This is a genomic window from Amycolatopsis pigmentata (assembly GCF_042684065.1).
Classification (GTDB): domain Bacteria; phylum Actinomycetota; class Actinomycetes; order Mycobacteriales; family Pseudonocardiaceae; genus Amycolatopsis_E; species Amycolatopsis_E pigmentata.
Genome location: NZ_JBHUKR010000015.1, coordinates 301,281 through 323,671 on the forward strand (window position 1 = coordinate 301,281; position 22,391 = coordinate 323,671).

General features: G+C 68.6%; 26 protein-coding genes. 17 read left to right on the forward strand and 9 right to left on the reverse strand.

Annotation, left to right across the window (positions count from 1 at the left end; genetic code table 11):
- Window positions 1-204: 204 nt before the first annotated feature.
- The 3 genes from ACFSXZ_RS27245 to ACFSXZ_RS27255 are packed head-to-tail and all read left to right on the forward strand — an operon-like array spanning window position 205 to window position 2,588.
- Window positions 205-1,032, forward strand: a complete 828-nt coding sequence (locus tag ACFSXZ_RS27245) for a class I SAM-dependent methyltransferase (RefSeq protein WP_378268048.1) — start codon at window positions 205-207, stop codon at window positions 1,030-1,032.
- Window positions 1,033-1,088: 56 nt separating this feature from the next.
- Complete coding sequence (locus ACFSXZ_RS27250; RefSeq protein WP_378268049.1) at window positions 1,089-1,538, forward strand: MerR family transcriptional regulator; 450 nt, start codon at window positions 1,089-1,091, stop codon at window positions 1,536-1,538.
- A 21-nt stretch (window positions 1,539-1,559) separates the two neighbouring features.
- The gene (locus ACFSXZ_RS27255; RefSeq protein WP_378268050.1) at window positions 1,560-2,588 is read left to right on the forward strand and encodes an NAD-dependent epimerase/dehydratase family protein; all 1,029 of its coding nucleotides are present in this window, start codon (window positions 1,560-1,562) and stop codon (window positions 2,586-2,588) included.
- 16 nt (window positions 2,589-2,604) lie between these two features.
- On the opposite strand, the gene ACFSXZ_RS27260 is transcribed toward ACFSXZ_RS27255, so the two are convergent.
- Together ACFSXZ_RS27260 and ACFSXZ_RS27265 are read right to left on the reverse strand one after the other, a co-directional pair.
- A complete protein-coding gene (locus tag ACFSXZ_RS27260; RefSeq protein WP_378268086.1) occupies window positions 2,605-2,997 on the reverse strand; it encodes a hypothetical protein in 393 nt (130 codons plus the stop codon).
- Window positions 2,998-3,022: 25 nt separating this feature from the next.
- Entirely contained in the window at window positions 3,023-4,336 is a 1,314-nt protein-coding gene (locus tag ACFSXZ_RS27265) for a transcriptional regulator (RefSeq protein WP_378268051.1), read from the reverse strand.
- A gap of 499 nt (window positions 4,337-4,835) precedes the next feature.
- Here ACFSXZ_RS27265 and ACFSXZ_RS27270 point away from each other — a divergent pair, with 499 nt between their 5' ends.
- Window positions 4,836-5,084, forward strand: coding sequence for a winged helix-turn-helix domain-containing protein (locus ACFSXZ_RS27270; RefSeq protein WP_378268052.1), 249 nt, complete (start codon window positions 4,836-4,838; stop codon window positions 5,082-5,084).
- A 3-nt stretch (window positions 5,085-5,087) separates the two neighbouring features.
- Here the strand turns inward: ACFSXZ_RS27270 and hemW are convergent, their stop codons facing one another.
- Entirely contained in the window at window positions 5,088-6,209 is a 1,122-nt protein-coding gene (gene hemW / locus ACFSXZ_RS27275; protein WP_378268053.1) for a radical SAM family heme chaperone HemW, read from the reverse strand.
- 103 nt (window positions 6,210-6,312) lie between these two features.
- Here hemW and ACFSXZ_RS27280 point away from each other — a divergent pair, with 103 nt between their 5' ends.
- The 9 genes from ACFSXZ_RS27280 (at window position 6,313) to ACFSXZ_RS27320 (ending at window position 14,032) form a co-directional block, all read left to right on the forward strand.
- Window positions 6,313-6,399, forward strand: coding sequence for a putative leader peptide (locus tag ACFSXZ_RS27280; RefSeq protein ID WP_378268087.1), 87 nt, complete (start codon window positions 6,313-6,315; stop codon window positions 6,397-6,399).
- A 100-nt stretch (window positions 6,400-6,499) separates the two neighbouring features.
- Entirely contained in the window at window positions 6,500-8,194 is a 1,695-nt protein-coding gene (locus ACFSXZ_RS27285; RefSeq protein ID WP_378268054.1) for a nitrite/sulfite reductase, read from the forward strand.
- Window positions 8,195-8,360: 166 nt separating this feature from the next.
- On the forward strand, window positions 8,361-8,510 hold the full coding sequence (locus tag ACFSXZ_RS27290; protein ID WP_378268055.1) for an Insertion element protein: 150 nt from the start codon (window positions 8,361-8,363) through the stop codon (window positions 8,508-8,510).
- Window positions 8,507-9,223 (forward strand): phosphoadenylyl-sulfate reductase, encoded by a 717-nt coding sequence (locus ACFSXZ_RS27295; RefSeq protein WP_378268056.1) that lies wholly within the window; start codon window positions 8,507-8,509, stop codon window positions 9,221-9,223. The genes ACFSXZ_RS27290 and ACFSXZ_RS27295 overlap by 4 nt, the downstream gene beginning before the upstream one ends.
- Before the next feature lie 10 nt (window positions 9,224-9,233).
- Window positions 9,234-10,160, forward strand: a complete 927-nt coding sequence (cysD, locus tag ACFSXZ_RS27300) for a sulfate adenylyltransferase subunit CysD (protein ID WP_378268057.1) — start codon at window positions 9,234-9,236, stop codon at window positions 10,158-10,160.
- Window positions 10,160-11,521: a sulfate adenylyltransferase subunit 1 gene (locus ACFSXZ_RS27305; protein ID WP_378268058.1), complete on the forward strand. Its 1,362-nt coding sequence runs from the start codon at window positions 10,160-10,162 to the stop codon at window positions 11,519-11,521. The genes cysD and ACFSXZ_RS27305 overlap by 1 nt, the downstream gene beginning before the upstream one ends.
- Entirely contained in the window at window positions 11,518-12,270 is a 753-nt protein-coding gene (locus tag ACFSXZ_RS27310; protein ID WP_378268059.1) for a sirohydrochlorin chelatase, read from the forward strand. The genes ACFSXZ_RS27305 and ACFSXZ_RS27310 overlap by 4 nt, the downstream gene beginning before the upstream one ends.
- A 74-nt stretch (window positions 12,271-12,344) precedes the next feature.
- Window positions 12,345-13,226, forward strand: a complete 882-nt coding sequence (locus ACFSXZ_RS27315) for a TIGR03854 family LLM class F420-dependent oxidoreductase (RefSeq protein WP_378268060.1) — start codon at window positions 12,345-12,347, stop codon at window positions 13,224-13,226.
- Between the two features lie 29 nt (window positions 13,227-13,255).
- Window positions 13,256-14,032 carry an enoyl-CoA hydratase family protein gene (locus ACFSXZ_RS27320; RefSeq protein WP_378268061.1) on the forward strand — a complete coding sequence of 259 codons (777 nt, stop codon included), beginning with the start codon at window positions 13,256-13,258 and terminating at the stop codon, window positions 14,030-14,032.
- A 21-nt stretch (window positions 14,033-14,053) separates the two neighbouring features.
- Here ACFSXZ_RS27320 and ACFSXZ_RS27325 read toward each other — a convergent pair whose 3' ends face one another.
- The 3 genes from ACFSXZ_RS27325 to ACFSXZ_RS27335 are packed head-to-tail and all read right to left on the reverse strand — an operon-like array spanning window position 14,054 to window position 15,013.
- Window positions 14,054-14,413: a barstar family protein gene (locus ACFSXZ_RS27325; protein ID WP_378268062.1), complete on the reverse strand. Its 360-nt coding sequence runs from the start codon at window positions 14,411-14,413 to the stop codon at window positions 14,054-14,056.
- Window positions 14,414-14,420: 7 nt separating this feature from the next.
- On the reverse strand, window positions 14,421-14,819 hold the full coding sequence (locus ACFSXZ_RS27330; protein ID WP_378268063.1) for a ribonuclease domain-containing protein: 399 nt from the start codon (window positions 14,817-14,819) through the stop codon (window positions 14,421-14,423).
- Window positions 14,816-15,013 (reverse strand): hypothetical protein, encoded by a 198-nt coding sequence (locus ACFSXZ_RS27335; protein WP_378268064.1) that lies wholly within the window; start codon window positions 15,011-15,013, stop codon window positions 14,816-14,818. The genes ACFSXZ_RS27330 and ACFSXZ_RS27335 overlap by 4 nt, the downstream gene beginning before the upstream one ends.
- Before the next feature lie 42 nt (window positions 15,014-15,055).
- Here ACFSXZ_RS27335 and ACFSXZ_RS27340 point away from each other — a divergent pair, with 42 nt between their 5' ends.
- Both ACFSXZ_RS27340 and ACFSXZ_RS27345 read left to right on the forward strand, forming a co-directional pair.
- Window positions 15,056-16,021 (forward strand): zinc-binding dehydrogenase, encoded by a 966-nt coding sequence (locus tag ACFSXZ_RS27340; RefSeq protein ID WP_378268065.1) that lies wholly within the window; start codon window positions 15,056-15,058, stop codon window positions 16,019-16,021.
- Window positions 16,022-16,121: 100 nt separating this feature from the next.
- The gene (locus tag ACFSXZ_RS27345; RefSeq protein ID WP_378268066.1) at window positions 16,122-17,099 is read left to right on the forward strand and encodes an alpha/beta fold hydrolase; all 978 of its coding nucleotides are present in this window, start codon (window positions 16,122-16,124) and stop codon (window positions 17,097-17,099) included.
- A 15-nt stretch (window positions 17,100-17,114) separates the two neighbouring features.
- Here the strand turns inward: ACFSXZ_RS27345 and ACFSXZ_RS27350 are convergent, their stop codons facing one another.
- A complete protein-coding gene (locus tag ACFSXZ_RS27350; protein ID WP_378268067.1) occupies window positions 17,115-18,188 on the reverse strand; it encodes an NAD(P)H-dependent flavin oxidoreductase in 1,074 nt (357 codons plus the stop codon).
- Between the two features lie 23 nt (window positions 18,189-18,211).
- Here ACFSXZ_RS27350 and ACFSXZ_RS27355 point away from each other — a divergent pair, with 23 nt between their 5' ends.
- Entirely contained in the window at window positions 18,212-18,655 is a 444-nt protein-coding gene (locus ACFSXZ_RS27355) for a pyridoxamine 5'-phosphate oxidase (protein ID WP_378268068.1), read from the forward strand.
- Between the two features lie 13 nt (window positions 18,656-18,668).
- Here ACFSXZ_RS27355 and ACFSXZ_RS27360 read toward each other — a convergent pair whose 3' ends face one another.
- Window positions 18,669-19,244 carry a Uma2 family endonuclease gene (locus tag ACFSXZ_RS27360; protein WP_449224293.1) on the reverse strand — a complete coding sequence of 192 codons (576 nt, stop codon included), beginning with the start codon at window positions 19,242-19,244 and terminating at the stop codon, window positions 18,669-18,671.
- A gap of 183 nt (window positions 19,245-19,427) precedes the next feature.
- On the opposite strand from ACFSXZ_RS27360, the gene ACFSXZ_RS27365 reads away from it, so the two are divergent.
- Window positions 19,428-20,357 carry an MBL fold metallo-hydrolase gene (locus tag ACFSXZ_RS27365; RefSeq protein ID WP_378268070.1) on the forward strand — a complete coding sequence of 310 codons (930 nt, stop codon included), beginning with the start codon at window positions 19,428-19,430 and terminating at the stop codon, window positions 20,355-20,357.
- A gap of 7 nt (window positions 20,358-20,364) precedes the next feature.
- Here ACFSXZ_RS27365 and lepA read toward each other — a convergent pair whose 3' ends face one another.
- Entirely contained in the window at window positions 20,365-22,206 is a 1,842-nt protein-coding gene (lepA, locus tag ACFSXZ_RS27370; RefSeq protein WP_378268071.1) for a translation elongation factor 4, read from the reverse strand.
- Window positions 22,207-22,391: the final 185 nt, after the last annotated feature.

The window sequence follows — 22,391 nt, forward strand, 5'->3', positions numbered from 1 at the left end:
GGCTTTTTGTTTCGAAACTTCTCCGGCGGGTCCGGGGAAGGGAAAGCGCTTTCAGCATCCCGGGCGATAACCTCGGCAATATGGCCGGCAACAGACCTTCGGTGAGGGCACCCGCGCCGGGGCCGCCGCGCCTTGCCGCCCGCACAGACCGTGCCGTACAGTTGTTTCACAAATTTCTGAACACTCTGTACGGGGGCCTGAACGATGATGGCTGGGAAGGTCGACTTCACCGGCGTGCAGTCCACGATGCTCGTCACCTTGTTCCTCAGGGCGCTGGACGCCAAGGACCCGCATCCCGTCCTAGGCGACCGCTTCGCCGCCGACGCCGTGGACCGGATCGCCTACGACTGGTCCAAGCTCGACAAGCCGAACATGGCCCGCAACCGGTTTCCCGTCGTGCTGAGGGCCACGCGGTTCGACGAGTGGACCATCGACTTCCTGCGCCGCCACCCCGACGCGACCGTGCTGCACCTGGCCTGCGGTCTGGACAGCCGGGCGTTCCGGCTCGACCTGCCCGCCGGGGTGCGCTGGTTCGACGTCGACCTGCCCGACGTCATCGCCCTTCGCCGCCGGCTCTACCAGGAGACCGACGGCTACCACATGATCGCCGCGTCGGTGACCGATGAGGCGTGGCTGGCCGAAATCCCCGCCGGCCGGCCGACCCTGATCATCGCCGAAGGCCTGCTGATGTACCTGCACGAAGCCGAAGTACGGCAACTGCTCCGGCGACTCACCGACCGCTTCCCGAGCGGTGAGCTCATCTTCGACAGCGTGTTGCCCTGGGCCGCCAAAATGACCCATCTACTGAAGAAATACCTGAGCCGTTGGTACCCCTACCCGGCCTACTGGACGGCCATCCGCGGCGGCTCGGACATCGAGCGCTGGGACCCGCGGCTGCGTCACCGCGACAACGTCGCCGTGATGACCGCCTACCAGCAGATCCCCAACCCCGGCCTGCGCCGGTTCTACCGTGTGAGCAGCCGGATCGGCTGGTTCAGGGACAGCCTGCGCATCTTCCGCGCCGAGTTCTGAACGGCCGACGCGTCACGACTTGACTTGAAGCGCTTCAAGTCCCGCACACTGGCCGCATGGCAACGACCGGCAACGCCGAGGACACCGCTCACCTCACGATCCAGGAGGTATCGAGACTGAGCGGGTTGTCCGAGCCGACTCTGCGGTACTACGAGAAAATCGGCTTGATCGACGCCGTCGACCGCGACGCGACCAGCGGCCACCGCCGCTACGGTCCGGCCGTCGTGGAGAAGGTCGAAGCACTGGCCTGCCTGCGTTCGAGCGGGATGAGCGTGAAAGACATGCGCGCCTACCTCCGTCACCTGGACACGCGCGATGCCTCGCAGCTACACGAACTGTTCCAACGCAACGCCGAGCGTGTGGCCGGGGAGATCGAGCGATTGCGGGTCCGGCTGCGTTACCTGCGACTCAAGGCCGACATGTGGGCCGCACGGGACCGTGACGACGCCTCGGCCGAGCATCGCGCCATCACCGAAATCATGCCGGTCATTCTCGAAATGCGTTGACGACCTCGAGGGCGAGAAGACATGACAACGAAATCCCCACACGACGACCTCGTGCTCGTGACCGGAGGCAACGGCTTCGCCGGATCGCACATGGTCGCTCGGCTCCTGGACGGGGGCTACCGAGTGCGCACGACAATCCGCTCACTCGACCGGCGCGCGGAGGTCCGGGCGATGGTGTCCGACCCCGCCGGCAGGCTCGACATTGTCAGCGCCGACCTGTCCATGGACAGGGGATGGGCGGACGCCGTCGACGGGTGCGCCTACGTCATCCACGTCGCGTCACCGTTCCCGGCCACCCAGCCGGACAACGCCGACGACCTGATCGTCCCGGCGCGCGACGGTGCGCTCCGTGTCCTGCGCGCAGCGCGTGACGGCGGTGTGAAGCGGGTCGTGCTGACGTCCTCGTTCGCCGCGGTGGGGTACAGCCGCAAGCCCGGCGACGAGTACGACGAGACCGACTGGACCGACCCGGCCGACGACAACACGCCCTATGTACGGTCGAAGACGATCGCGGAACGATCGGCCTGGGATTTCGTCCGGAGCGAGGGCGGCGACCTGGAACTTTCGGTGATCAACCCGAGCGGGATCTTCGGCCCGCCGCTCGGACCGCACCTCTCCGCGTCGACCGGCCTGGTCAAAGCGATGCTGGACGGTTCGATGCCGGTTGTGCCGCCGCTGTACTTCGTCGTGGTGGATGTCCGCGACGTCGCGGACATCCACCTGCGGGCCATGACCCATCCCGCCGCCGCGGGGCAACGGTTCCTCGCCGGCGGCGAAACGATCAGCTTCCTCCGCCTGGCCCGGATACTGGCCAAGCATCTCGGTGCTGCCGCGGCCAAGGTCCCGACCGTCGAACTGACCCCCGAGCAGGTGCGCGAAGCGGCCCGGTCGAATCCGGCCCTGCGTGATTCGGTCGGCCAACTGGGCCGGATACCCGTCCTGCACACCGAAAAGGCCCGCAACGTACTCGGATGGGCGCCCCGCGACACGGAAGCCACGATCGTCGACACCGCGCGCAGCCTGATCCGCCTCGGCCTCGTCGCACCCTGACCAGCCAGGCAACCGATCAACCCGTGCCTTCGGGCTGGAGTTCAGAGCCTGCGACGGTCTTCTCGATCGTCTCGAAGATGTCCGCGTCGGTTTCTTGTTGCCACGGGGGCAGATCGTCCCAGTCGGCCACGTAAGCCGGCTTCGGATCGGGAATACGCCGGTAGATCTGGGCGATCCAGCACAACGCCACGAACCGGCCCTTCTGGGCGCGAGTCAGTTTCGCCGTGCTACCACCGGAAATCTCGACGAACTGCCGCACCTGCTCGCACACTGCCGCGGCACTCGCCCGCTCCCACTCCGACGTTTGGGACCACGGCACGATGTAGCTCGCCTTGGGCTCACCGGGATAGTGCCGCTTGACACCCGCGATCCAGGCCTCACGAAAGATCCGCCCGGGTTCCTCGGACAACGATGACAACACGCACTCCTTCGCTTCACTCTGCCGCAACGGCCTTGAGCCGGGCAATCTGCTGATCGAGATGGCGAACATGGCCGTCCACCAAGAACGGCTTGAGCTGGGGCCGAAGACCGTGCAGCTTCCGGCCGAGGTAGCCGGCCGATCCAGTTTGTAACGCGGCGTCGAGCGCAGCGTTGCCGTACATGACAATCTGGTCGGCATCGCGACGCTGGATCCCGACTCCTGTCAGCCCGGTGAGAACGCCACCACGACGGCGAGCCGAGAGGCCGGACTTCAGAGCACCGGTGAGTGCCGGTTCCGCCAGCTCCGGCCGTTGCAGATCGACGTAGCACATTCCACGGTTCTCGGCGAGCCGTGAACTCCCGAAACGAAGCCAGCCACCGGTATGCGCCGGCTGGCTGCTTCCCGCAACCTCGTCTGCCCTGTCCAAAGCCCGTTCGCAGCCGCCCAAATCTCCGATCCCGGCATAGGTTTCGGCCTGTACCGCGGCGACCCAATGCCGGGTAGCCAGGCCCGGATCACCTCGTTCCGCAAGGCCCGCCGCCGCGTCGAGAAGTGGCACGGCCGCGTCGAATCGCCGTTCGTAGACCGCGACGTAAGCATGGCGGGTCATCGCGCACGCCCAAAGATCGAAGGTGCTGGCCTCCTTGCTCGCGTTGGCGGCCAGCGAATAACAGGAGGCGGCGTCGGTGTACTGATCGCCGTCGAAGAAGATCTCCCCACACAGCTGGAAGAGGTCTCCGGCCAACGCGCACAGGCGCTGGCGCACGGCCGGGGATTGGGGTGACCGCAAGGCGTTCGTGAGCGCATCGAGTTGTCCGCGAACCAGAGGGAAGGTCAGGCGCTTGGACTTCGACTGCGCGAACGTATGCCAGAGCCGCACGTTCAACCGCTCGTACTCGTCGATCGTGGCCCGATCGAGGCTCGCTGGACGTTCCGCGGCCGCGGCCAGACGATCATGATCAAGCTGATCGATCGCCGGGACGGCCAGCAAGCTGCCGGACAGACTCAACAGGCGCAGTACTTCGCGGCGGTTCATGTCCTCACCCCTGTCCTCCGGAGCCAGGGCTCCCTCCGCATCGGCGGCGACAAGCGCGCCCGGCAGCTTGAACCACAGGAGTTGAGTGGGCACGTGAAGGACACGCGCCCACTGTATGAGCTTGGTGAGATCCTGGGGTGGCGCACCATTCTCCATCCGGCTGAGCTGCGTCTGGGTGAGCCCGCACCACCCGGCCACCACACCTTGCGGCAAGGGACGGCCGTGCCAGGGGTGGTAGCGGTACGCCTGAACCACCCGGCCCATATGCCAGGCGTCGAGCGCGTCCCGCATCCGGTCTGTCTGCCAGAACTCATGCGGTACCTGCGGCGCACCGATCAGGACGTTCCGGCGCCGCTCCTGGCAGGCCCCACACAGCCGACCTCGATGGTCATGAGCAAGCCGCGTCCCACAGCGGCAGTAGTCCACGGACCCGCGCATTTCCGTCCCCTGATGAAACTTACAGTGAGTAGTAATCCACTAGCTCATTGTGCATCAAGCTTAGGCCTCACTGCTGCAGCGACATATGCATCCGACGCATGGTTTCCAGTCGAAACCCGTGATAGCCGCCTTCCATCGGCGCACCGAAGCTTCTCGCATGCACCCGAGGCACCCCACGCCCGGTGCCAGCCGACACGAATTCCGTAACGAGGAAGGGAGCGCCCATGCACAAGCTGGTCGTATTCGCACTGCTGATGCTGAGCCCACCCACACTCTTCGGCGTCGCGTTGCTCTGCCGTGTCCTCTTGAAGCGGCGAACCGAAAGCCGCGTGGAGCAGGAATCCAGGAACCTATGACCAACTATCACCTTGACGATGACCCCCGCACCTACCTGTACCAGAAGATGGCCGAACACCTGGCCCAGCGGATCGCCGCCGGAGACCTCCCCCCGAACACACCGCTTCCGGCCGAGCGCCGCTTGGCCAAGAGTTACGGTGTCTCGCTCGGTACCGCCCGGCACGCTACGCGGATTCTCCGGTCTCGCGGCCTGGTCGTGACGCTGCGCTGCAAAGGCACGTTCATCGCCCAGCGGGACGCCTGAGCCTCACGCGGCGAGGCGGCGGACGACCGCGTCGGCCAGGAGGCGGCCTCGGGATGTCAGGATCGCGCGGTCGCCGACGAGGCTCAGCAAGCCGTCATCGGCGGCGACCCGGGCTTCCCGCTCACCGTCCGCTTCGAGCGCCTCCAACGGCAGTCCCTCGGCGAGCCGCAGTTCGAGCATGATCCGCTCCAGCCTCACGTCGGCGGGCGTCAGTACCTCACGACCGGCCTCCGGGGACTGGCCCTCGGCGAGCAACGCGGCGTAGCGGGCCGGGTGCTTCACGTTCCACCAGCGGACGCCCGCGAGGTGGCTGTGCGCGCCCGGGCCCGCGCCCCACCAGTCGCCGCCGAGCCAGTAGCCGAGGTTGTGCCGGCACCGCGCTTCCGGCGAGGAAGCCCAGTTCGATACCTCGTACCAGGTCAGGCCCGCCCCCCTCAAAGTCCGGTCGATCAGTTCGTAGTCGGCCGCGAGCACGTCGTCGTCCGGGGCGGGCAGTTCGCCGCGTCGCACCCTGCGCGCCAAAGCGGTGCCGTCCTCCACGATCAGTGAGTACGCCGACACGTGATCGACTCCCGCGTCGAGCACCGTCTCCAGTGAGGCGCGCAGATCCCCGGTCCGCTCCCCCGGCGTGCCGTAGATGAGATCGAGATTCACGTGATCGAACCCGGCCGCGCGGGCCTCGCGGGCCGCGGCCGGTGGCCGGCCCGGGGTGTGCACCCGGTCGAGCACCTTCAGCACGTGCGGCGCCGCCGACTGCATGCCCAGCGACACCCTCGTGTAGCCGGCGTCACGGATTCCCGCGAAGAACTCCGGTGAGGTCGACTCCGGGTTGGACTCGGTGGTCACCTCCGCGCCGGGCGCCAGCCCGAAGGAGTCACGGACCGCGTCCAGAACCTCACCCAGCCCGCCCGCGCCCAGCAGCGACGGCGTCCCGCCGCCGACGAAGACCGTCTCGGCGGGCCGGTTCCCGGCCGTGCGCACGCCGAATTCCAGCTCGCGCTTCAGCGCCTCCAGCCACGTCCGGGTGGACGCGTCCGCGCCCAGTTCCTTGGCGGTGTAGGTATTGAAGTCGCAATAGCCGCACCGCGTCGCGCAGAACGGCACATGCACATAAACCCCGAACACCCCTCAAGTGTCCCCGATGCTCCCCATTACCAGAGAACCGCGTGGGTTCCCAGGATCTGGGCGAGGCTGGACCACATCATGAGCATTTGGCACGCTCTGAAACGTGACTTGTGCCGGTGTCCCGCTCGTCGTGCGTCGCCACGTCGACTACCGGCGCGTCGCGAGCGCGCTCTGCCGCCGCGACGGCTGACTCCGCCCCACCCCCATCCGCCACCGGGGTCGCGCGATGCTCCCTGCCTTCGGCACGTCGCACGCGCACCCGGGACGAGCAGCAAACCCGGAGGACACTCATGGCCCCGCCCGCGCGCGAAACCCGCGCCCACGCCCCGCGCGCCCAACAGCGCAGGGGCGAAGGGCAATGGGCGCTCGGCTACCGCGAGCCGCTCAACCCCAACGAACGCTCGAAGAAGGACGACCACCCGCTCAACGTCCGCGCCCGCATCGAGAACATCTACGCGCCGCAGGGCTTCGACGCGATCGACCCGGGCGATCTGCGTGGCCGGTTCCGCTGGTACGGCCTCTACACCCAGCGCAAGCCCGGCATCGACGGCGGCCGCACCGCAACCCTGGACCCGGAAGAACTCGACGACGAGTACTTCATGCTGCGGGTACGGATCGACGGTGGCGCCCTCACCACCGAACAGCTTTCGCTGATCGGTGAGATCTCGAACACCTACGCGCGCGACACCGCGGACGTCACCGACCGGCAGAACATCCAGTACCACTGGATCCGCATCGAGGACATGCCCGAGATCTGGGAGAAACTCGAAGGCGCGGGTCTGACCACGATGACCGCCTGCGGGGACAGCCCGCGCGTCATCCTGGGCTCCCCGCTGGCCGGTATCGCCGCCGACGAGGTGATCGACGGCACCCCGGCGATCGACGAGATCAAGCGCCGCTACCTCGGCAAACCCGAGTACGCGAACCTGCCGCGCAAGTTCAAGACCGCGATCTCGGGGCTGCCGGACGTGGCACACGAGGTGCACGACGTGGCCTTCGTCGGCGTGCGGCACCCGGACCACGGCCCCGGCTTCGACCTGCAGGTGGGCGGTGGCCTGTCCACCAACCCGATGCTCGCGCAGCGCCTGGGCGCCTGGGTTCCCCTGGCTGAGGTGCCCGAGGTCTGGGCGGCCGTGATCAGCGTGTTCCGCGACTACGGTTACCGGCGGCTGCGCTCGCGGGCGCGGCTGAAGTTCCTGGTCAAGGACTGGGGTGCGGAGAAGTTCCGCCAGGTGCTGGAGGAGGAGTACCTCGGCAGGCCTCTGGTCGACGGGCCCGCGCCCGAGGTGCCGGAGCGGCAGCACGATCACGTCGGGGTGCATCGGCAGAAGGACGGCCGGTTCTCCGTCGGCGTGGCACCGGTCGCCGGCCGGGTCACCGGGTCGACCCTGGTCGCGCTGGCCAAGGCGGCCGAGCGCGCCGGCTCGTCCCGGGTACGGCTGACCCCGCTCCAGAAGATCCTGATCCTCGACGTGCCGGAATCCGAACTGGCCGGCCTGCGCGCCGAGCTGGACGACCTCGGCCTGCCCAGCGACGTGAGCCCGTGGCGACGCGGGGTGATGGCCTGCACCGGGATCGAGTTCTGCAAGCTCGCCATCGTGGAGACCAAGGCTCGCGCCCGTGACCTGGTCTCCGAGCTGGAACGGCGGCTCGCCGACGTCCAGTCCGAAGTGGACAATCCGGTGACCGTGCACCTCAACGGCTGCCCGAACTCGTGTGCCCGGATCCAGACCGCCGACATCGGGCTCAAGGGCCAGATCGTCACCGACGCCGACGGCAACCAGGTCGAGGGTTTCCAGGTGCACCTCGGCGGCGGCCTCGGCCTCGACGCCGGGTTCGGCCGCAAACTGCGGGGCCACAAGGTGATCGGAGACGAACTGGTCGACTACGTGGAGCGCGTGGTGCGCGCCTACCTGGCCCAGCGCGAAGAAGGCGAGCGGTTCCCGCAATGGGTGGCACGGGCCGCGGAGGACGATCTGCGATGAAACCATCTGCGCTGACACGCGGCTGTCAAGCCGACCATAACGCGCGCCCCGGCGAAGCCCCGCTATCGGGGCGGCAGGACGCCGTTCGTGGCTACGCGACCCGAACTCGTCAGCAGCGCCCAGGCGATCCGATCGCGGTCGCGCGCAGACTCGCGGAGGAACAGCGATGAGCGAGCGTGCCACGCCGTTTTACTGCCCCTTCTGCGGCGACGAAGATCTCCGTCCGGCCGAGGACTCCGGATGGCTGTGCTTTTCCTGCCGGAGGGTGTTCACCGTGACGTTTTCCGGCCTTCGGCCACCGGAGGGAGCGAAATGAGTGTCGGTTCGAAGATCACGCGGGATGCGACGGAACTGAAAGCACTGGCGGAACGGGCTTCCGAGGAACTCGCGGAGGCGAGCGCGATCGAAGCCCTGCGCTGGACGGTGGAAACCTTCGGCGACGACTTCATCGTCGCCTCCAACATGCAGGATGCCGTGCTCATCGACCTGGTCACCGGTATCAAGTCCGATGTGGACGTGCTGTTCCTGGAGACCGGTTACCACTTCGCGGAAACCATCGGCACCCGGGACGCGGTCGCCACGGTCTATCCGGACATCCGCGTGATCAACGCGGTCCCCCGGCAGACCGTCGCCGAACAGGACGCCGAATACGGGCCGAGGCTCTACGAGCGCGACCCGAACCTCTGCTGCCAACTGCGTAAGGTGGTTCCGCTCCGGGAGACCCTGGCGCGGTATCCGGCGTGGGTGACCGGGGTGCGCCGGGTCGACGCGCCGACCAGGGCCGGCACGCCGATCGTCGGATGGGACGAGCGCAACGGCCTGGTCAAGATCAACCCGATCGCGCCGTGGACCGACGAGGAGTTCCGCGCCTACATCGACGAGCACGGTGTCCTGGAGAACACGCTGGTGTCCGAGGGTTACCTGTCCATCGGCTGCGCGCCGTGCACGGCGAAGGTGGCGCCGGGCGCGGACCCGCGCAGCGGCCGCTGGGCGGGTCAGGCGAAGACCGAATGCGGGTTGCACGGCTGATGCGAACGAGATGGGGAACGAGATGACGACTGTTGCCGAGGTGGCCGCGACCGACAACCTGACCGCGCTGGAGTCGGAGGCCATCCACATCTTCCGGGAGGTGGCCGGCGAGTTCGACCGGCCGGTGATCCTGTTCTCCGGTGGCAAGGACTCCACGCTGTTGCTGCACCTGGCGATCAAGGCGTTCTGGCCGGCGCCGGTGCCGTTCCCGCTGCTCCACGTGGACACCGGGCACAACTTCGACGAGGTCATCGCCTTCCGTGACGAAGTGGTGGCGCGCCACGGGCTGCGGCTGATCGTGGCGAACGTCCAGGACTGGATCGACGACGGGCGCCTGACCGAACGCCCCGACGGCACCCGGAACCCGTTGCAGACCCAGCCTTTGCTGGACACGATCGCCGAGCACCGGTTCGACGCGGTGTTCGGTGGCGGCCGGCGCGACGAGGAGCGGGCACGGGCGAAGGAACGGATTTTCAGTCTGCGCAACGCCTTCGGGCAGTGGGACCCGCGCCGTCAGCGACCCGAGTTGTGGAGCCTCTACAACGGCAGGCACCGGCCCGGCGAGCACGTGCGCGTCTTCCCGCTGTCCAACTGGACGGAGGCCGACGTGTGGAACTACATCGCCCGTGAGCGGGTGGACCTGCCGTCGATCTACTACGCGCATCGGCGCGAGGTCTACCGCCGCGACGGCATGTTACTCACCGAGGGTCCTTGGGGCGGCCCGCGTGAAGGCGAGCAGGTGCGGGAACTGAACGTGCGCTACCGCACCGTGGGCGACGGTTCCTGCACCGGCGCCGTGGAGTCCACGGCGTCCACTGTGGACGAAGTGATCGCGGAGGTGCTGGCCAGCAGGCTCACCGAGCGGGGCGCCACCCGCGCGGACGACCGGTTGTCCGAGGCCGCGATGGAGGACCGCAAACGGGAGGGATACTTCTGATGTCGAGCCTCCTGCGACTCGCCACGGCGGGCAGCGTGGACGACGGCAAGTCCACTTTGGTCGGACGACTGCTCTACGACACCAAGTCCGTGCTGGCCGACCAGCTCGACGCGGTGACCCGCGCCAGCGTCGACCGCGGGCTGTCCACCCCCGACCTGTCACTGCTGGTGGACGGCCTGCGTTCCGAGCGCGAACAGGGCATCACCATCGACGTGGCGTACCGCTACTTCGCCACGCCCAAACGGTCCTTCGTGCTGGCCGACACTCCCGGTCACGTGCAGTACACGCGGAACACCGTCACCGGAGCCTCCACCGCCCAGCTCGCCATCCTGCTGGTCGACGCGCGCAAGGGCGTCGTGGAACAGACCCGGCGGCACGCCGCCGTGCTCGCGCTGCTGGGCGTGCCACGCCTCGTGCTGGCGGTGAACAAGGTCGACCTCGTCGACTACGACGAGGAGACGTTCCGGGTCATCGCCAAGGAGTTCGCCGCCCACGCCACCTCACTCGGCTATCCGCGGGGGTCGGTGCTGAGCATCCCGGTCTCGGCGCTGGTCGGTGACAACGTGGTGGAGCGCTCGGCCGAAACCCCGTGGTACAGCGGGCCGACCCTGCTGGAACACCTGGAATCCGTGCCGGCCGCCCCGGATCCGCACGACGCGCCCTTCCGGTTCCCGGTGCAGTACGTGATCCGTCCCCGCACCCCCGAGCACCCCGACTACCGCGGCTACGCGGGGCAGGTCGCGGCAGGCACGGTGCGCCGTGGTGACGAGGTGCTCGTCCTGCCCGCCGGGCTGCGGAGCACGGTGGAACGCATCGACACCGCGGACGGCGAGCTGGCCGAGGCCGCGGCCGGGCGTTCGGTGACGCTCCTGCTGACCGACGATCTCGACATCGGCCGGGGTGATCTCATCGTGGCGGCCGGTCAGGCCCCGGTACCGACCGACGAGCTCGACGCGACGCTGGCCTGGCTGTCGGAGAAGCCCCTGCGGCCCGGCGCGCGCGTGCTGGTCAAGCACGGCACCCGCACCGTGCCTGCCTTCGTCGAGGAACTGACCTCTCGCTTCGACGAGCAGAAACTGTCCAGTGTGGACTATCCGGAAACGTTGTCCCTCAACGAGATCGGCCGCGTACGGGTCCGGACCGCCGAACCGCTTCCGGTGGACGACTACACGATCAACCGGCGCACCGGCGCCTTCCTGGTGATCGACTCCGCCGACGGCACCACCCTGGCCGCCGGGCTCGTCGGCGCACCACTGGCCATCCTGCAGCCCGATCAGGACGTGGATCGCGCGACCGGCACCGCGCCTGGAGTAGCCGGAGGCACCGAGCGCGGTTCAAGCCCGCCGGCGTCTGAGGCATGAGGCGAGCACCGATGCCGCCACCCGGTCCTGCTCTCGTCACGGTCGCGCACGGCAGCCGTGATCCGCGGTCGTCGGCGGCGATCCGAGCACTGGTGGACCGGATTCCCGGCGCGCGAGTGTCCTTTCTGGATCTTTCGCGTCCGCTGCTGACCGACGAGCTGCGGGCCGTTCACGCCGAGGGCCACACCTCGGCCGTGGTGGTACCTCTGCTGCTCGGCAGCGCCTACCACGCCCGCGTCGACCTGCCCGCCCTCGTGACTCAGGCACCACGCGGCCTCGAAGTGTCCATTTCGGACATCCTGGGACACGGACCGGTGCTGGAGGAGGTCGCCCTCGACCGGCTCGCCGCCACCGGGGCCGACCTCGATGACGCGTCGCTCGGCGTGGTCGTGGCCGCCGTCGGATCGTCGCATGCGCCGGCCAACGCGGCCGTCGCCAGGCTCGCGCGCCGATGGGAGGCACGGCACGGTTTCCTGACCGCGCCGGCCTTCGCCGGTCGCACGGCAGGCGACCGGCCCGACGTCCTCGCGGCCGTCGCGAGGCTGCGTGCCCGGGGCGCCCGGAAGATCGCCGTGGCGTCCTGGTTCCTCGCCCCCGGTCTCCTGCCCGACCAGGTGGCCGCCGAAGCCGACCGGGCCGCCCAAGCGCCCGTCGCCGCGCCACTGGCGCCGGACGCGCGCATCGCGGCCCTGGTTTCGCGCCGCTACTCCGAAGCCGTCCGAACGTCGGTCGCGGCTCGAAGTGCGTGAACGACGATGCGCCCGTTGCCCCCGCGTTGCCCGATCGCTTCACGGTCGCGGCGGATCGCCGTAGCGTGGGCGAGGTGAAGGTCAGGTTCGGAGTCGGGCTCGGCGCGGAAACCGGCCCCGCCGAGTTCGCCCGCATCGTCGACCTCCTGGAGGAGGCCGGCGTCGATTCCCTGTGGCTGTCCGAGCACGTCTACGGCCCTTCCGTCGAGCCGTTCATCGGGATGGCGCACGCGCTCTCCCGCACGCGGCGCCTCAAGGCCGGCACCTCCGTGGCCGTGCTACCGGGACGGCATCCGGTGCTCGTCGCCAAACAACTGGCTTCGCTGGCCGCGCTCGCGCCCAAGCGTGTGCTGCCGGTCTTCGGCCTTCGGCCCGCCCGGCGCGCCGAACGCGAGGTTTTCGAGGTGCCGGACGGACGCCGCGCCGACGTGTTCGACGAGTCGCTGAGGCTGCTGCGGACGTTGCTGTCCCAGGAGACCGTGGACTTCGCGGGTGAGTTCTACAAGATCGACGGCGCCGGGGTCGGCCCGCTCCCCCGCGTCCCGATGGACATCTGGCTGGGCGGCAGCGCCCCGGCCGCGCTGAGGCGGATCGGGCGACTCGCCGACGGCTGGCTCGGCAGCTTTCTGCCCGCCGAGGACGCCCGCCGCGCCCGGCAGAGCATCGAGGCGGCCGCGGAGGAGGCAGGCCGCGAGATCGAGCCCGACCACTACGGGATCACTCTGCTGCTGGCCGAAGGCGGTATCACGCCGGAACTCGCCGGGGTCGCGCGGCAACGGCGGCCGGGAGTGGACCCGACACGGCTCATCGCGGACAGCTGGCCCAGCCTGCGCCGTCTGCTCGACGGCTACCTCGCCGTGGGACTGACCAAGTTCGTGATCCATCACCGCGGTCCCGGCACCTTCGACGAGTTCCTCGACCGTTTCAGCACGGAACTGCTGCCCCTTCAGAACTGACGCACTTCCGGTCGTGGCAGGGTGTGCCCATGACCGACGAACTGGTGCACTACTCGGTGACCAACGGCGCGGCGACGATCACGCTCGACTCGCCGCACAACCGCAACGCGCTGTCCGCTCAGCTCCGCCGCGAACTGCGCGACAGCCTGCTCCGCGCCCGCGACGACGACGGCGTCCGGGTGATCGTGCTGACCCACACCGGTCCGGTGTTCTGCGCCGGAATGGACCTCAAGGAGGCTCGCGGCGCCGAGGCGGGCGCGCAGGGGGTCAACGAGTTCCCCGAAATCCTGGAACGGATCTGGGCCAGTCCCAAGCCGGTGGTCGCACGCCTGGCGGGCCCCGCACGCGCCGGCGGGGTCGGCATGGTGGCGGCCGCGGACATCGTGGTCGCCGTCCGCGAGGCCACGTTCGCCTTCTCGGAGGTGCGCATCGGCGTGGTGCCCGCCGTCATTTCCCTGACCGTGCTGCCCCGCATCACGCCACGCGCCGCCCAGGAACTCTTCCTCACCGGAAACGTGTTCGACGCCGAGAAGGCCGCCCGGATCGGATTGATCACCTCCGCCGTCGACGCCGCCGAACTGGACGACGAGGTCGACCGCTACGTGCGCGCCCTGGCGCTCGGCGGCCCGCGGGCGCTCGCCGCCACGAAGGAACTCCTGGCCGGCCCCCGGCACGCGGGCCCCTCCAAGGAGGGTTTCGCCGAGATGAACGAACTCTCCGCAGGGTTCTTCGCCTCGGAGGAAGGTCAGGAGGGCATCACCGCCTTCGCCCAGAAACGCAAGCCCAGCTGGGTGCCGGCGGAATAGCCGGGCGCCGGAGGAGAGGGCTCAGTCTTCGGGCAGAGCGACGGTCAGGCGGCGGCTGTCGGCACGGTCGCCGCCTGGGGCCAGTGCGCGCTCGGCATCGGAGAGCACGCCGCGGATCGCGAGGTAGGCCTTCGGATCGGCCTGCTTGAGCAGGTCCGAACCGCCCCAGATCAGCACGTGTTCCCCCGAGGGGAGCCACGACAGGTCGGTCAGGCAGTCGTAGAGCGCGTCCAGGTTGTGCCCGAAGTAGTCGGGAAACGACAGTGCGGTGGCAATGGCGTCCATTGTGGACGTCTTGTCCACCGGGTGACCGTCCACCAGGTGTGCGTACGCGCCGCGAGCGTGGGCCTGTTCGGCGGCGGTCTTCTTCGTGTACTCCATGTGCCTTCTATTTCGTCGGGTCGACCGCGACAAAGGTCTGGTAGTGATCACCGGTGTAGTACAGCTCCGTCCCGTCACCGGTGATCAACCGTCTCGGTCCCCGGTCTGCGCTGCCCGGTGCCGGCACTGTGTACTCATGGTAGTAACCGGCGGGCTTGGAGGGCAGACGTTTCTCGCGATTGTCGAACACGGTCCCGTCATTGCGGGGATACGGGAACGGGCCGCCTGCCTCGATCAGCCGCCAGGTGCGCGCCGCCTCGGGGGGCAGGGCGGACAACGCCTGGGTAGGTATCACCGGTGCGGCGGAGTGCCCGGTGACGTCCTTGATGAGCCACCCGCCGAGCACGAGCACGATCAGCCCGGCCAGCGCGGCGGTGATCCGCCTTCTGCTCGTCGCCTGTCTCACCGTGCCGGGTAGTCCTCGTCCCGGCCGGGCCGGAACCAGGCGGCCACCTGGTCGACGATCCGGTCGATCAACCACGCCGCGCCCAGGCACGCCGGCCCGAGCACGGCGATAACCAGGACGAACTGGAGCGGGAACCACAACTGCGCGAGCCAAAGCTCGGCCTTGTCCCACCAGTTGGCCACTCCGTCGAACACGGATCACAGCGTACGCCCCCGGCGGCGAGGTAGTTTGCAGGCATGTTCGCCGTCTACGCGCAAGAACCGAACCGGGACAAGCCACTCGACTCGCTGGTCGTCGGAGAACGCCCGGAGCCCGAAGTGCCCGACGGCTGGGTCAAGGTCTCCGTCAAAGCGGCCAGCCTCAACATGCACGACATCTGGACGCTGCGGGGCGTCGGGATCAAGGAAGACCAGTTCCCGATGATCCTCGGCTGCGACGGTGCGGGCGTGCTCGACGACGGCACCGAGGTCGTGCTGCACTCGGTGGTCAACGCGGCGGGCTGGCAGGGCGACGACACCCTGGACCCGCGGCGGACCCTGCTCACCGAGAAGCACCAGGGCACCTTCGCCGACTTCGTCGTGGTGCCCTCGCGCAACGTGCTGCCCAAGCCGGCCGGCCTTTCCTTCTCGGAGGCGGCGACGATGGGCACGGCATGGCTGACCGCGTACCGGATGCTGTTCGTCAAGTCCGGCCTGCGGCCTGGCCAGACCTTGCTCGTCCAGGGCTCGTCGGGCGGCGTTTCGACCGCGCTGATCCAACTCGGCCGCGCGTCCGGATTCCGGGTGTGGGCGACAGGGCGCAGCGAGGAGAAGCGGGCTCTGGCCGAAGAACTGGGGGCGCACCAGACCTTCGAGCCGGGCGCACGCCTGCCCGAACGGGTGGACGCGGTGTTCGAGACCGTCGGCAAGGCGACCTGGTCGCACTCGGTGAAATCGCTCAAACCGGGCGGGATCATCGTCGTCTCCGGTGCGACCAGCGGCGGGGATCCGGGCGCCGAACTCCAGCGTGTGTTCTTCCTTCAACTGCGCGTGACCGGTTCGACCATGGGAACCCGTGACGAACTGGCGGATCTCCTCTCCTACGTGGCGCTGACGGGGATTCGTCCGCAGATCGGAGCCGAGCTCCCGCTGGCCGAGGCCGCCGAAGGCTTCCGGAACATGCTGGACGGAGCCACCGCCGGCAAAATCGTTTTCACCCGCTAACCAGCCCTGACCTGGGAGAACTCCGTTCGGTACGCCGTCGACACCGCTTCGTGATCAACAAACCCCTCGGAAAGCGAGATATCCTCGCTAATCTGGGTACATGACCGCAATGGAGCGGGAAACGACGGTTCAGCTGGGCTCTCCAGCTGCCGCCGGCCCGGACGCGGTCCGGGTCGGCCAGCGAACCTTTGCCGGCAGCCGAACGAGGGTGCTCGAAGCCGGGCCCCGGGGGCGCCGCGCGAAGACAAGACTGATTCTCCTGCACGGTTACTGCGACAGTGCGGACACCTGGCGGCCCGCGCTGGCGGAGCTCGCGGCCTCCGGCGTCTCCGTCCTCGCGGTCGATCTCCCGGGATTCGGCGAGGCCGAACCGCTACGCCCTGGGTCCATGCTTCCGCAGCTCGACGCCTTTGTCGACGCGGTGCTCAAGGAACAGCGCGGTTACGGAAAGGTCGTCCTCGCGGGCAACTCGTTGGGCGGCACGATGAGCCTGCGCGCGGCGCAATCCCCCCGGATTCCGATCGCCGGGGTCGTGTCGATCGCCGCGCCCGGTTTCGTCGACTCGTGGCTCGTGCGCACCATCGGCCGGTACCCCCTGCCGCTCCGCCTGTGCGCGTCCCTTCCCCTGCCGGTGCCGTCCTTCGTGGTCCGGTCCATCGCCGAATACGTCGTGCCGAGGTTGCTCTACGCCGACCACGGCGTCGCCGCGGCCGACCAGGTACAGCGGTTCACCAGCCTCTTCCCCGACTACCGGTCGGCGACCAGCAGGCTGGACCAGGCACGGCAGCTGGTCGAGGAGCTCGCCGAGGCCTACCAGGGGCTCGACAGGCTCCAGGTGCCGTTACTGGTCGTCGCGTGTGGCAAGGACAGACTGGTGACGCCGGCGTCCGGTGAACGGCTGCACGCCCTGGTGCCGCACAGCCGTCTCCTCATCCGTGACGAATGGGGCCACTGCCCGCAGCTCGACGACCCGGCGGGGCTCGCCGAGATGATCACCTACTTCACCGCGGGCATCGGGCGGACGGCCCGGCGCCGCGCCGGTAAGCCGGTCGCCATTCCCAACGCCGCCGCCGGCTGAACAGTCAGACTGCCGTCACCGGAGCCGTCGTGCCGCACGGTCCATCGCGGCGGTGGCTTCGGCGCGCAGGTTTTCGAAGATCTCCGCGGCCGGGCCCGACGGTGCCAGCGCATAGGTCTGGCCCGCCCACAGGTTCGGCCCTTCCGGATCCCCGGCCGCGCCCGCCGCCGCTCGCACCGGTTTGGTCAGGTAATGGACCTGCGGGTACGCGGACGGCGCGGCCGCCGAGTGCTCGCGGGAAAACCGGTTGACCAGCCCACGTGCGGGCCTGCCGCTGAAGGCACGGGTGAACGCCGTGGCCCGGCCGGCGTCGGCCAGCGCCTGACGATGAACGGGCTGGGTGCCCGCTTCGTCCGCGCGCAGGAACGCGGTGCCCAGCTGAGCCGCGTCGGCACCGGCCACGAGCACGGCGGCGACGTCGGCCCCGTGCACCAGACCGCCCGCCGCGATCAGGGGGAGATCCGTCTCGGCGGCGGCCAGCCGGAGCGCGGAGAGCAACCCGTACACCTCTCCCCCGGCCGGATCCGCCGGATCGTCGGTGAACAGCCCGCGGTGCCCTCCCGCCTCGAAACCCTGCACACACAACGCGTCCGCGCCCACTTCGGCCGCCTGCGCCGCCTCGCCGGGACCCGTCACGGTCGCGATGACCTTGCTCCCGGCCTCGTGCAGGCGGGTGACGTCCTCGGCGGAGGGCAGCCCGAAGGTGAAGGACACCAGCGGAACCCGTTGCGCGACAACCAGATCCAGCTTGGCCGGATAGTCGTCATCGTCCCACCGTGGTTCGCCGGGCTCGGCCCCGTACCGCCGCGCCTCGGCTTCGATGCGCGGCAGGTAGGCGGAAAGACGTCCCGATTCATCCACTGTGGACTCTTCGGGCGGCGGGCCCGGCACGAACAGGTTGACCCCGAACGGGCCGCCGGTCAGCTCCCGGGTCCTGGCTATCTGGGTTTCGAGTGCGCCGGCCTTGAGATAGCCCGCGCCGAGGAACCCCGATCCACCGGCCTCGACCACCGCCGCGATCAGTTCCGGCGTCGACGGGCCGCCTGCCATCGGCGCCACCAGGACGGGAAAACGCAGATCATCGAACACGCTGACCAGCCTAGGATACGGGGATGGCTGATTTCGATCTCGTGCGCGGGCTCGCCGTCGAAGAGCACGGCCTCGCCACCGTCGCGATCGCACGTTCCGACGGCACCGTGCACTCCTCGGTGGTCAACGCCGGCCCGATCGACGACCCGGTGAGCGGCCGCCCCTCGGTCGGTTTCGTGGCGCGCGGCGGCACCCGCAAACTCGAACTGCTCCGCTACCGCCGTAACGCCACCATCACCTTCCGCCGCGGTTGGAACTGGGTCTCCGTACAGGGCCCGGTGCGGCTCGTCGGCCCGGACGACGCCGACCCGGACTTCGACGCCGCCACCCTGCCCAAGCTCCTGCGTGACGTCTTCATCGCCGCCACCGGCACGCACGACGACTGGGACGAATACGACCGTGTGATGGCGGCCGAACGCCGGTGCGCCGTCTTCATCGAAGCCGACCGCGTCCTCGGCAACGGCTGACGGCGCGGCTCGGTCAGCGCGCGAGCCTGCCGAGCAACTCCTTCACCACGATCCGCACCGCGAACGGCTTCACCGCCTCGAACGGCTCGTCATCGGCCACCTTCGCGACCAACTGGTAATGCCCGTCGTCATCGAGCTCGAACACGCGCATCGACTGCTTCTCAGGGTCGATCACCCAGTAGCTCGCGACGCCCATCTCCCCGTAGAGCGCCCGCTTCACGTTCACGTCGTAGATGGCGCTGCTCGGCGACAACACCTCAACCGCCAGCACCGGGGCGACGGGCAGGTCCTTCGCCGTGAAATCGTCGTAGCGACCGACGACGATATCCGGCTGCAACTCGTTTCGATCGTCGTCAGGCACATGCACCGCGAACGGCGCACCCAGAACATCGAACTCCTCGGGACAAGCTGCTTCAAGCACCCCATAAAGCCTGTAACCGATCTTCTGATGTGGTCTTCCGGGTGCGGGGCTCACGACAAGGCTCCCGGCAATGAGTTCGTAGCGACGGCCGTCATCGGGCATGCCCTCCAGGTCACGCACCGTGAACGGCTGTTCCGGGTCGGCCGGAGGCTGGATCGTCGCGGTCATGGCTGTCATGGTGCCCTCCTCTCTGTGGTTCCGCCACAGTTAAGCACCACCCACCGACAAAAATTTCACGGAACGCGCCGCACCTGAGCGCAGAGCGTAATGACGCGGAAGGCGCGGTAGACCGCCACCGAACGTGGGTGGATCCGGCCGAATCGCGGTCACGGCACCGTAGAATCTCGCGGCGTGACGAGCGAGGGAAACGGCAGCACGCTGGCCGAAGTAACCGACGGGGTCCACGCCTGGGTCCAGCCCGACGGCACGTGGTGGGTGAACAACGCGGGCTTCGTGCACCACGATGACGCGATCCTGCTCGTCGACACCTGCGCGACCAAGAACCGGACGAGCGCACTGCTCGCCGCCGCCTCGAAAGCGACCCGCGACGCGCCGATCAAGTGGGCGGTCAACACGCACCAGCACGGTGACCACACCTACGGCAACGGCCTGCTCCCCGGCTCGACTGTCCTCATCGGACACGAGAACATGCGCGCGGGACTGCGCGACGACCCCATCTTCGATGCCTGCCCGCCCATCTGGACGCCCGTTCCCGACTGGGGAGTCGAGCGTCGGCGCCTGCCCGAACTGGTCTTCGAGTCGACCCTCACCGTGCACCTCGGCGACCTTCGGGTCGACCTGCACCATCCGGGCCATCCGGCGCACACCAGCGGTGATGTCATCGTCCATGTGCCCGGCAAACAGGTTCTCTTCGCCGGAGACCTGCTCTTCAACGGCCTGACCCCCATGCTGCTCATGGGTTCGGTCGACGGGGCACGCAGGGCCTTGGAGTGGATCGCGTCCTTCGAGCCGAGGCATATCGTCCCCGGGCACGGCCCGGTCATCGGGTCCTCGGAACTCGACCGGGTCCTCGCCGAGCACGACCGCTACTACCGGCTGGTCGCCGCGACGGCGGCCGAGGGCCTGACTCGCGGACTCAGTCCCCTCGACGCGGCCCGGAACTGCGACCTCGGTGAGTTCACCGGCTGGGCGGACGCCGAACGGCTCGTCCTCAACGTGCACAAGGCCTACGCGGACCACCGAGGTGCCGAAGTCGACCTGGTGGCGGCCTTCTCCGATGCCATGACGTGGCACGGTGGACAACTGCCCACGACGGTGTAGGCGCGGACTACTTGCCCTTGCCCTTGGTGGGCTCCTGAGTGGACAGTGCGGCGACGAAGGCTTCCTGCGGGACCTCGACCCGGCCGACGGTCTTCATCCGCTTCTTGCCTTCCTTCTGCTTCTCCAGCAGCTTCCGCTTGCGCGAGATGTCACCGCCGTAGCACTTGGCGAGGACGTCCTTCCGGATCGCGCGAATCGTCTCCCTGGCGATGATCCGGGACCCGACCGCGGCCTGGATCGGGACCTCGAACTGCTGGCGCGGGATGAGTTCGCGCAGCCGCGAAGCCATCTTGTTGCCGTAGCCGTAGGCCGCGTCCTTGTGCACGATCGCCGAGAAGGCGTCCACCGGCTCGCCCTGGAGCAGGATGTCCACCTTCACCAGGTCCGACACCTGGGTGCCCGCCTCTTCGTAGTCCAGCGACGCGTAACCGCGGGTGCGGGATTTCAGCGAGTCGAAGAAATCGAAGATGATCTCCGCCAGCGGCAGGTGATACCGGAGCTCGACCCGGTCCTCGGACAGGTAGTCCATGCCCAGCAGCTGACCGCGCTTGCTCTGGCAGAGCTCCATGATCGCGCCGATGAACTCAGCGGGGGCGATCACGGTCACCTTGGACAGCGGCTCGTGCACCTCGGCGATCTTGAAGCCACCCGGCCAGTCCGACGGGTTGGTGACGATGTGCTCGGAGCCGTCCTCCAGGAGCACCTGGTACACCACGTTCGGCGCGGTCGAGATCAGGTCGAGGCCGAACTCGCGCTCCAGCCTGTCCCGGGTGATCTCCAGGTGGAGCAGGCCGAGGAACCCGCACCGGAAGCCGAACCCCAGCGCCACCGACGTCTCGGGCTCGAAGGTCAGCGCGGCGTCGTTGAGCTGGAGTTTCTCCAGCGCTTCACGGAGTTCCGGATAGTCCGAGCCGTCGACGGGATACAGTCCCGAATAGACCATCGGCTTCGGGTCACGGTAACCGGCCAGCGGCTCGGTGGCGCCCTTGCGCTCGCTGGTGACGGTGTCACCGACCCGGGACTGCCGGACGTCCTTCACCCCGGTGATCAGGTAACCCACCTCGCCCACGCCGAGCCCGGCGCTGGGCTTCGGTTCGGGCGAGATGATGCCGACCTCGAGCAGTTCGTGCGTGGCGCCGGTGGACATCATCCGGATCCGCTCGCGGGGGGTGATGCGGCCGTCCACCACCCGGATGTAGGTGACGACACCGCGGTAGGTGTCGTAGACCGAGTCGAAGATCATCGCGCGGGCCGGCGCGTCCGGATTCCCCTCCGGCGGAGGGACCTGCCGGACCGCCTCGTCGAGCAGCTCCCGGACACCCTGCCCGGTCTTCGCCGACACCCGCAGCACGTCACCGGGGTCACAGCCGATGATGTGCGCGAGTTCGGCGGCGTATTTGTCCGGATCGGCGGCGGGCAGGTCGATCTTGTTGAGGACCGGGATGATGTGCAGGTCCTTCTCGAGCGCGAGGTAGAGATTGGCCAGCGTCTGCGCCTCGATCCCCTGCGCCGCGTCGACCAGGAGGATCGCGCCCTCGCACGCCTCCAGGGCTCGCGAGACCTCGTAGGTGAAGTCCACGTGCCCGGGGGTGTCGATCAGGTGGAGGACGTGGTCGCGGCCGTCCACCCGCCACGGCAGGCGCACGTTCTGCGCCTTGATGGTGATCCCGCGCTCGCGCTCGATGTCCATCCGGTCCAGGTACTGGGCCCGCATGGCCCGCTCCTCGACCACGCCGGTGAGCTGCAGCATGCGGTCGGCCAGGGTGGACTTGCCGTGGTCGATGTGGGCGATGATGCAGAAGTTCCGGATCTGCTCCGGGGGCGTGAAGGTCTGGTCGGCGAAGGTCACTCGGGTCCTCGGCTTGACGGCGGGTTTTCCGCGCTGTCGGATGCGCGCACGCCCATTCTCCCATGCCCCTCCGGCACGATTTCCGGGTCATCCCCGATGCCGGGCCCGGCCTCGCGTGCTGACCTGGAGCAATGAGTTTCCTAAGTCAACCCCTGGTGCTTGTTGATCTTGGTGGTGGTGTGGTG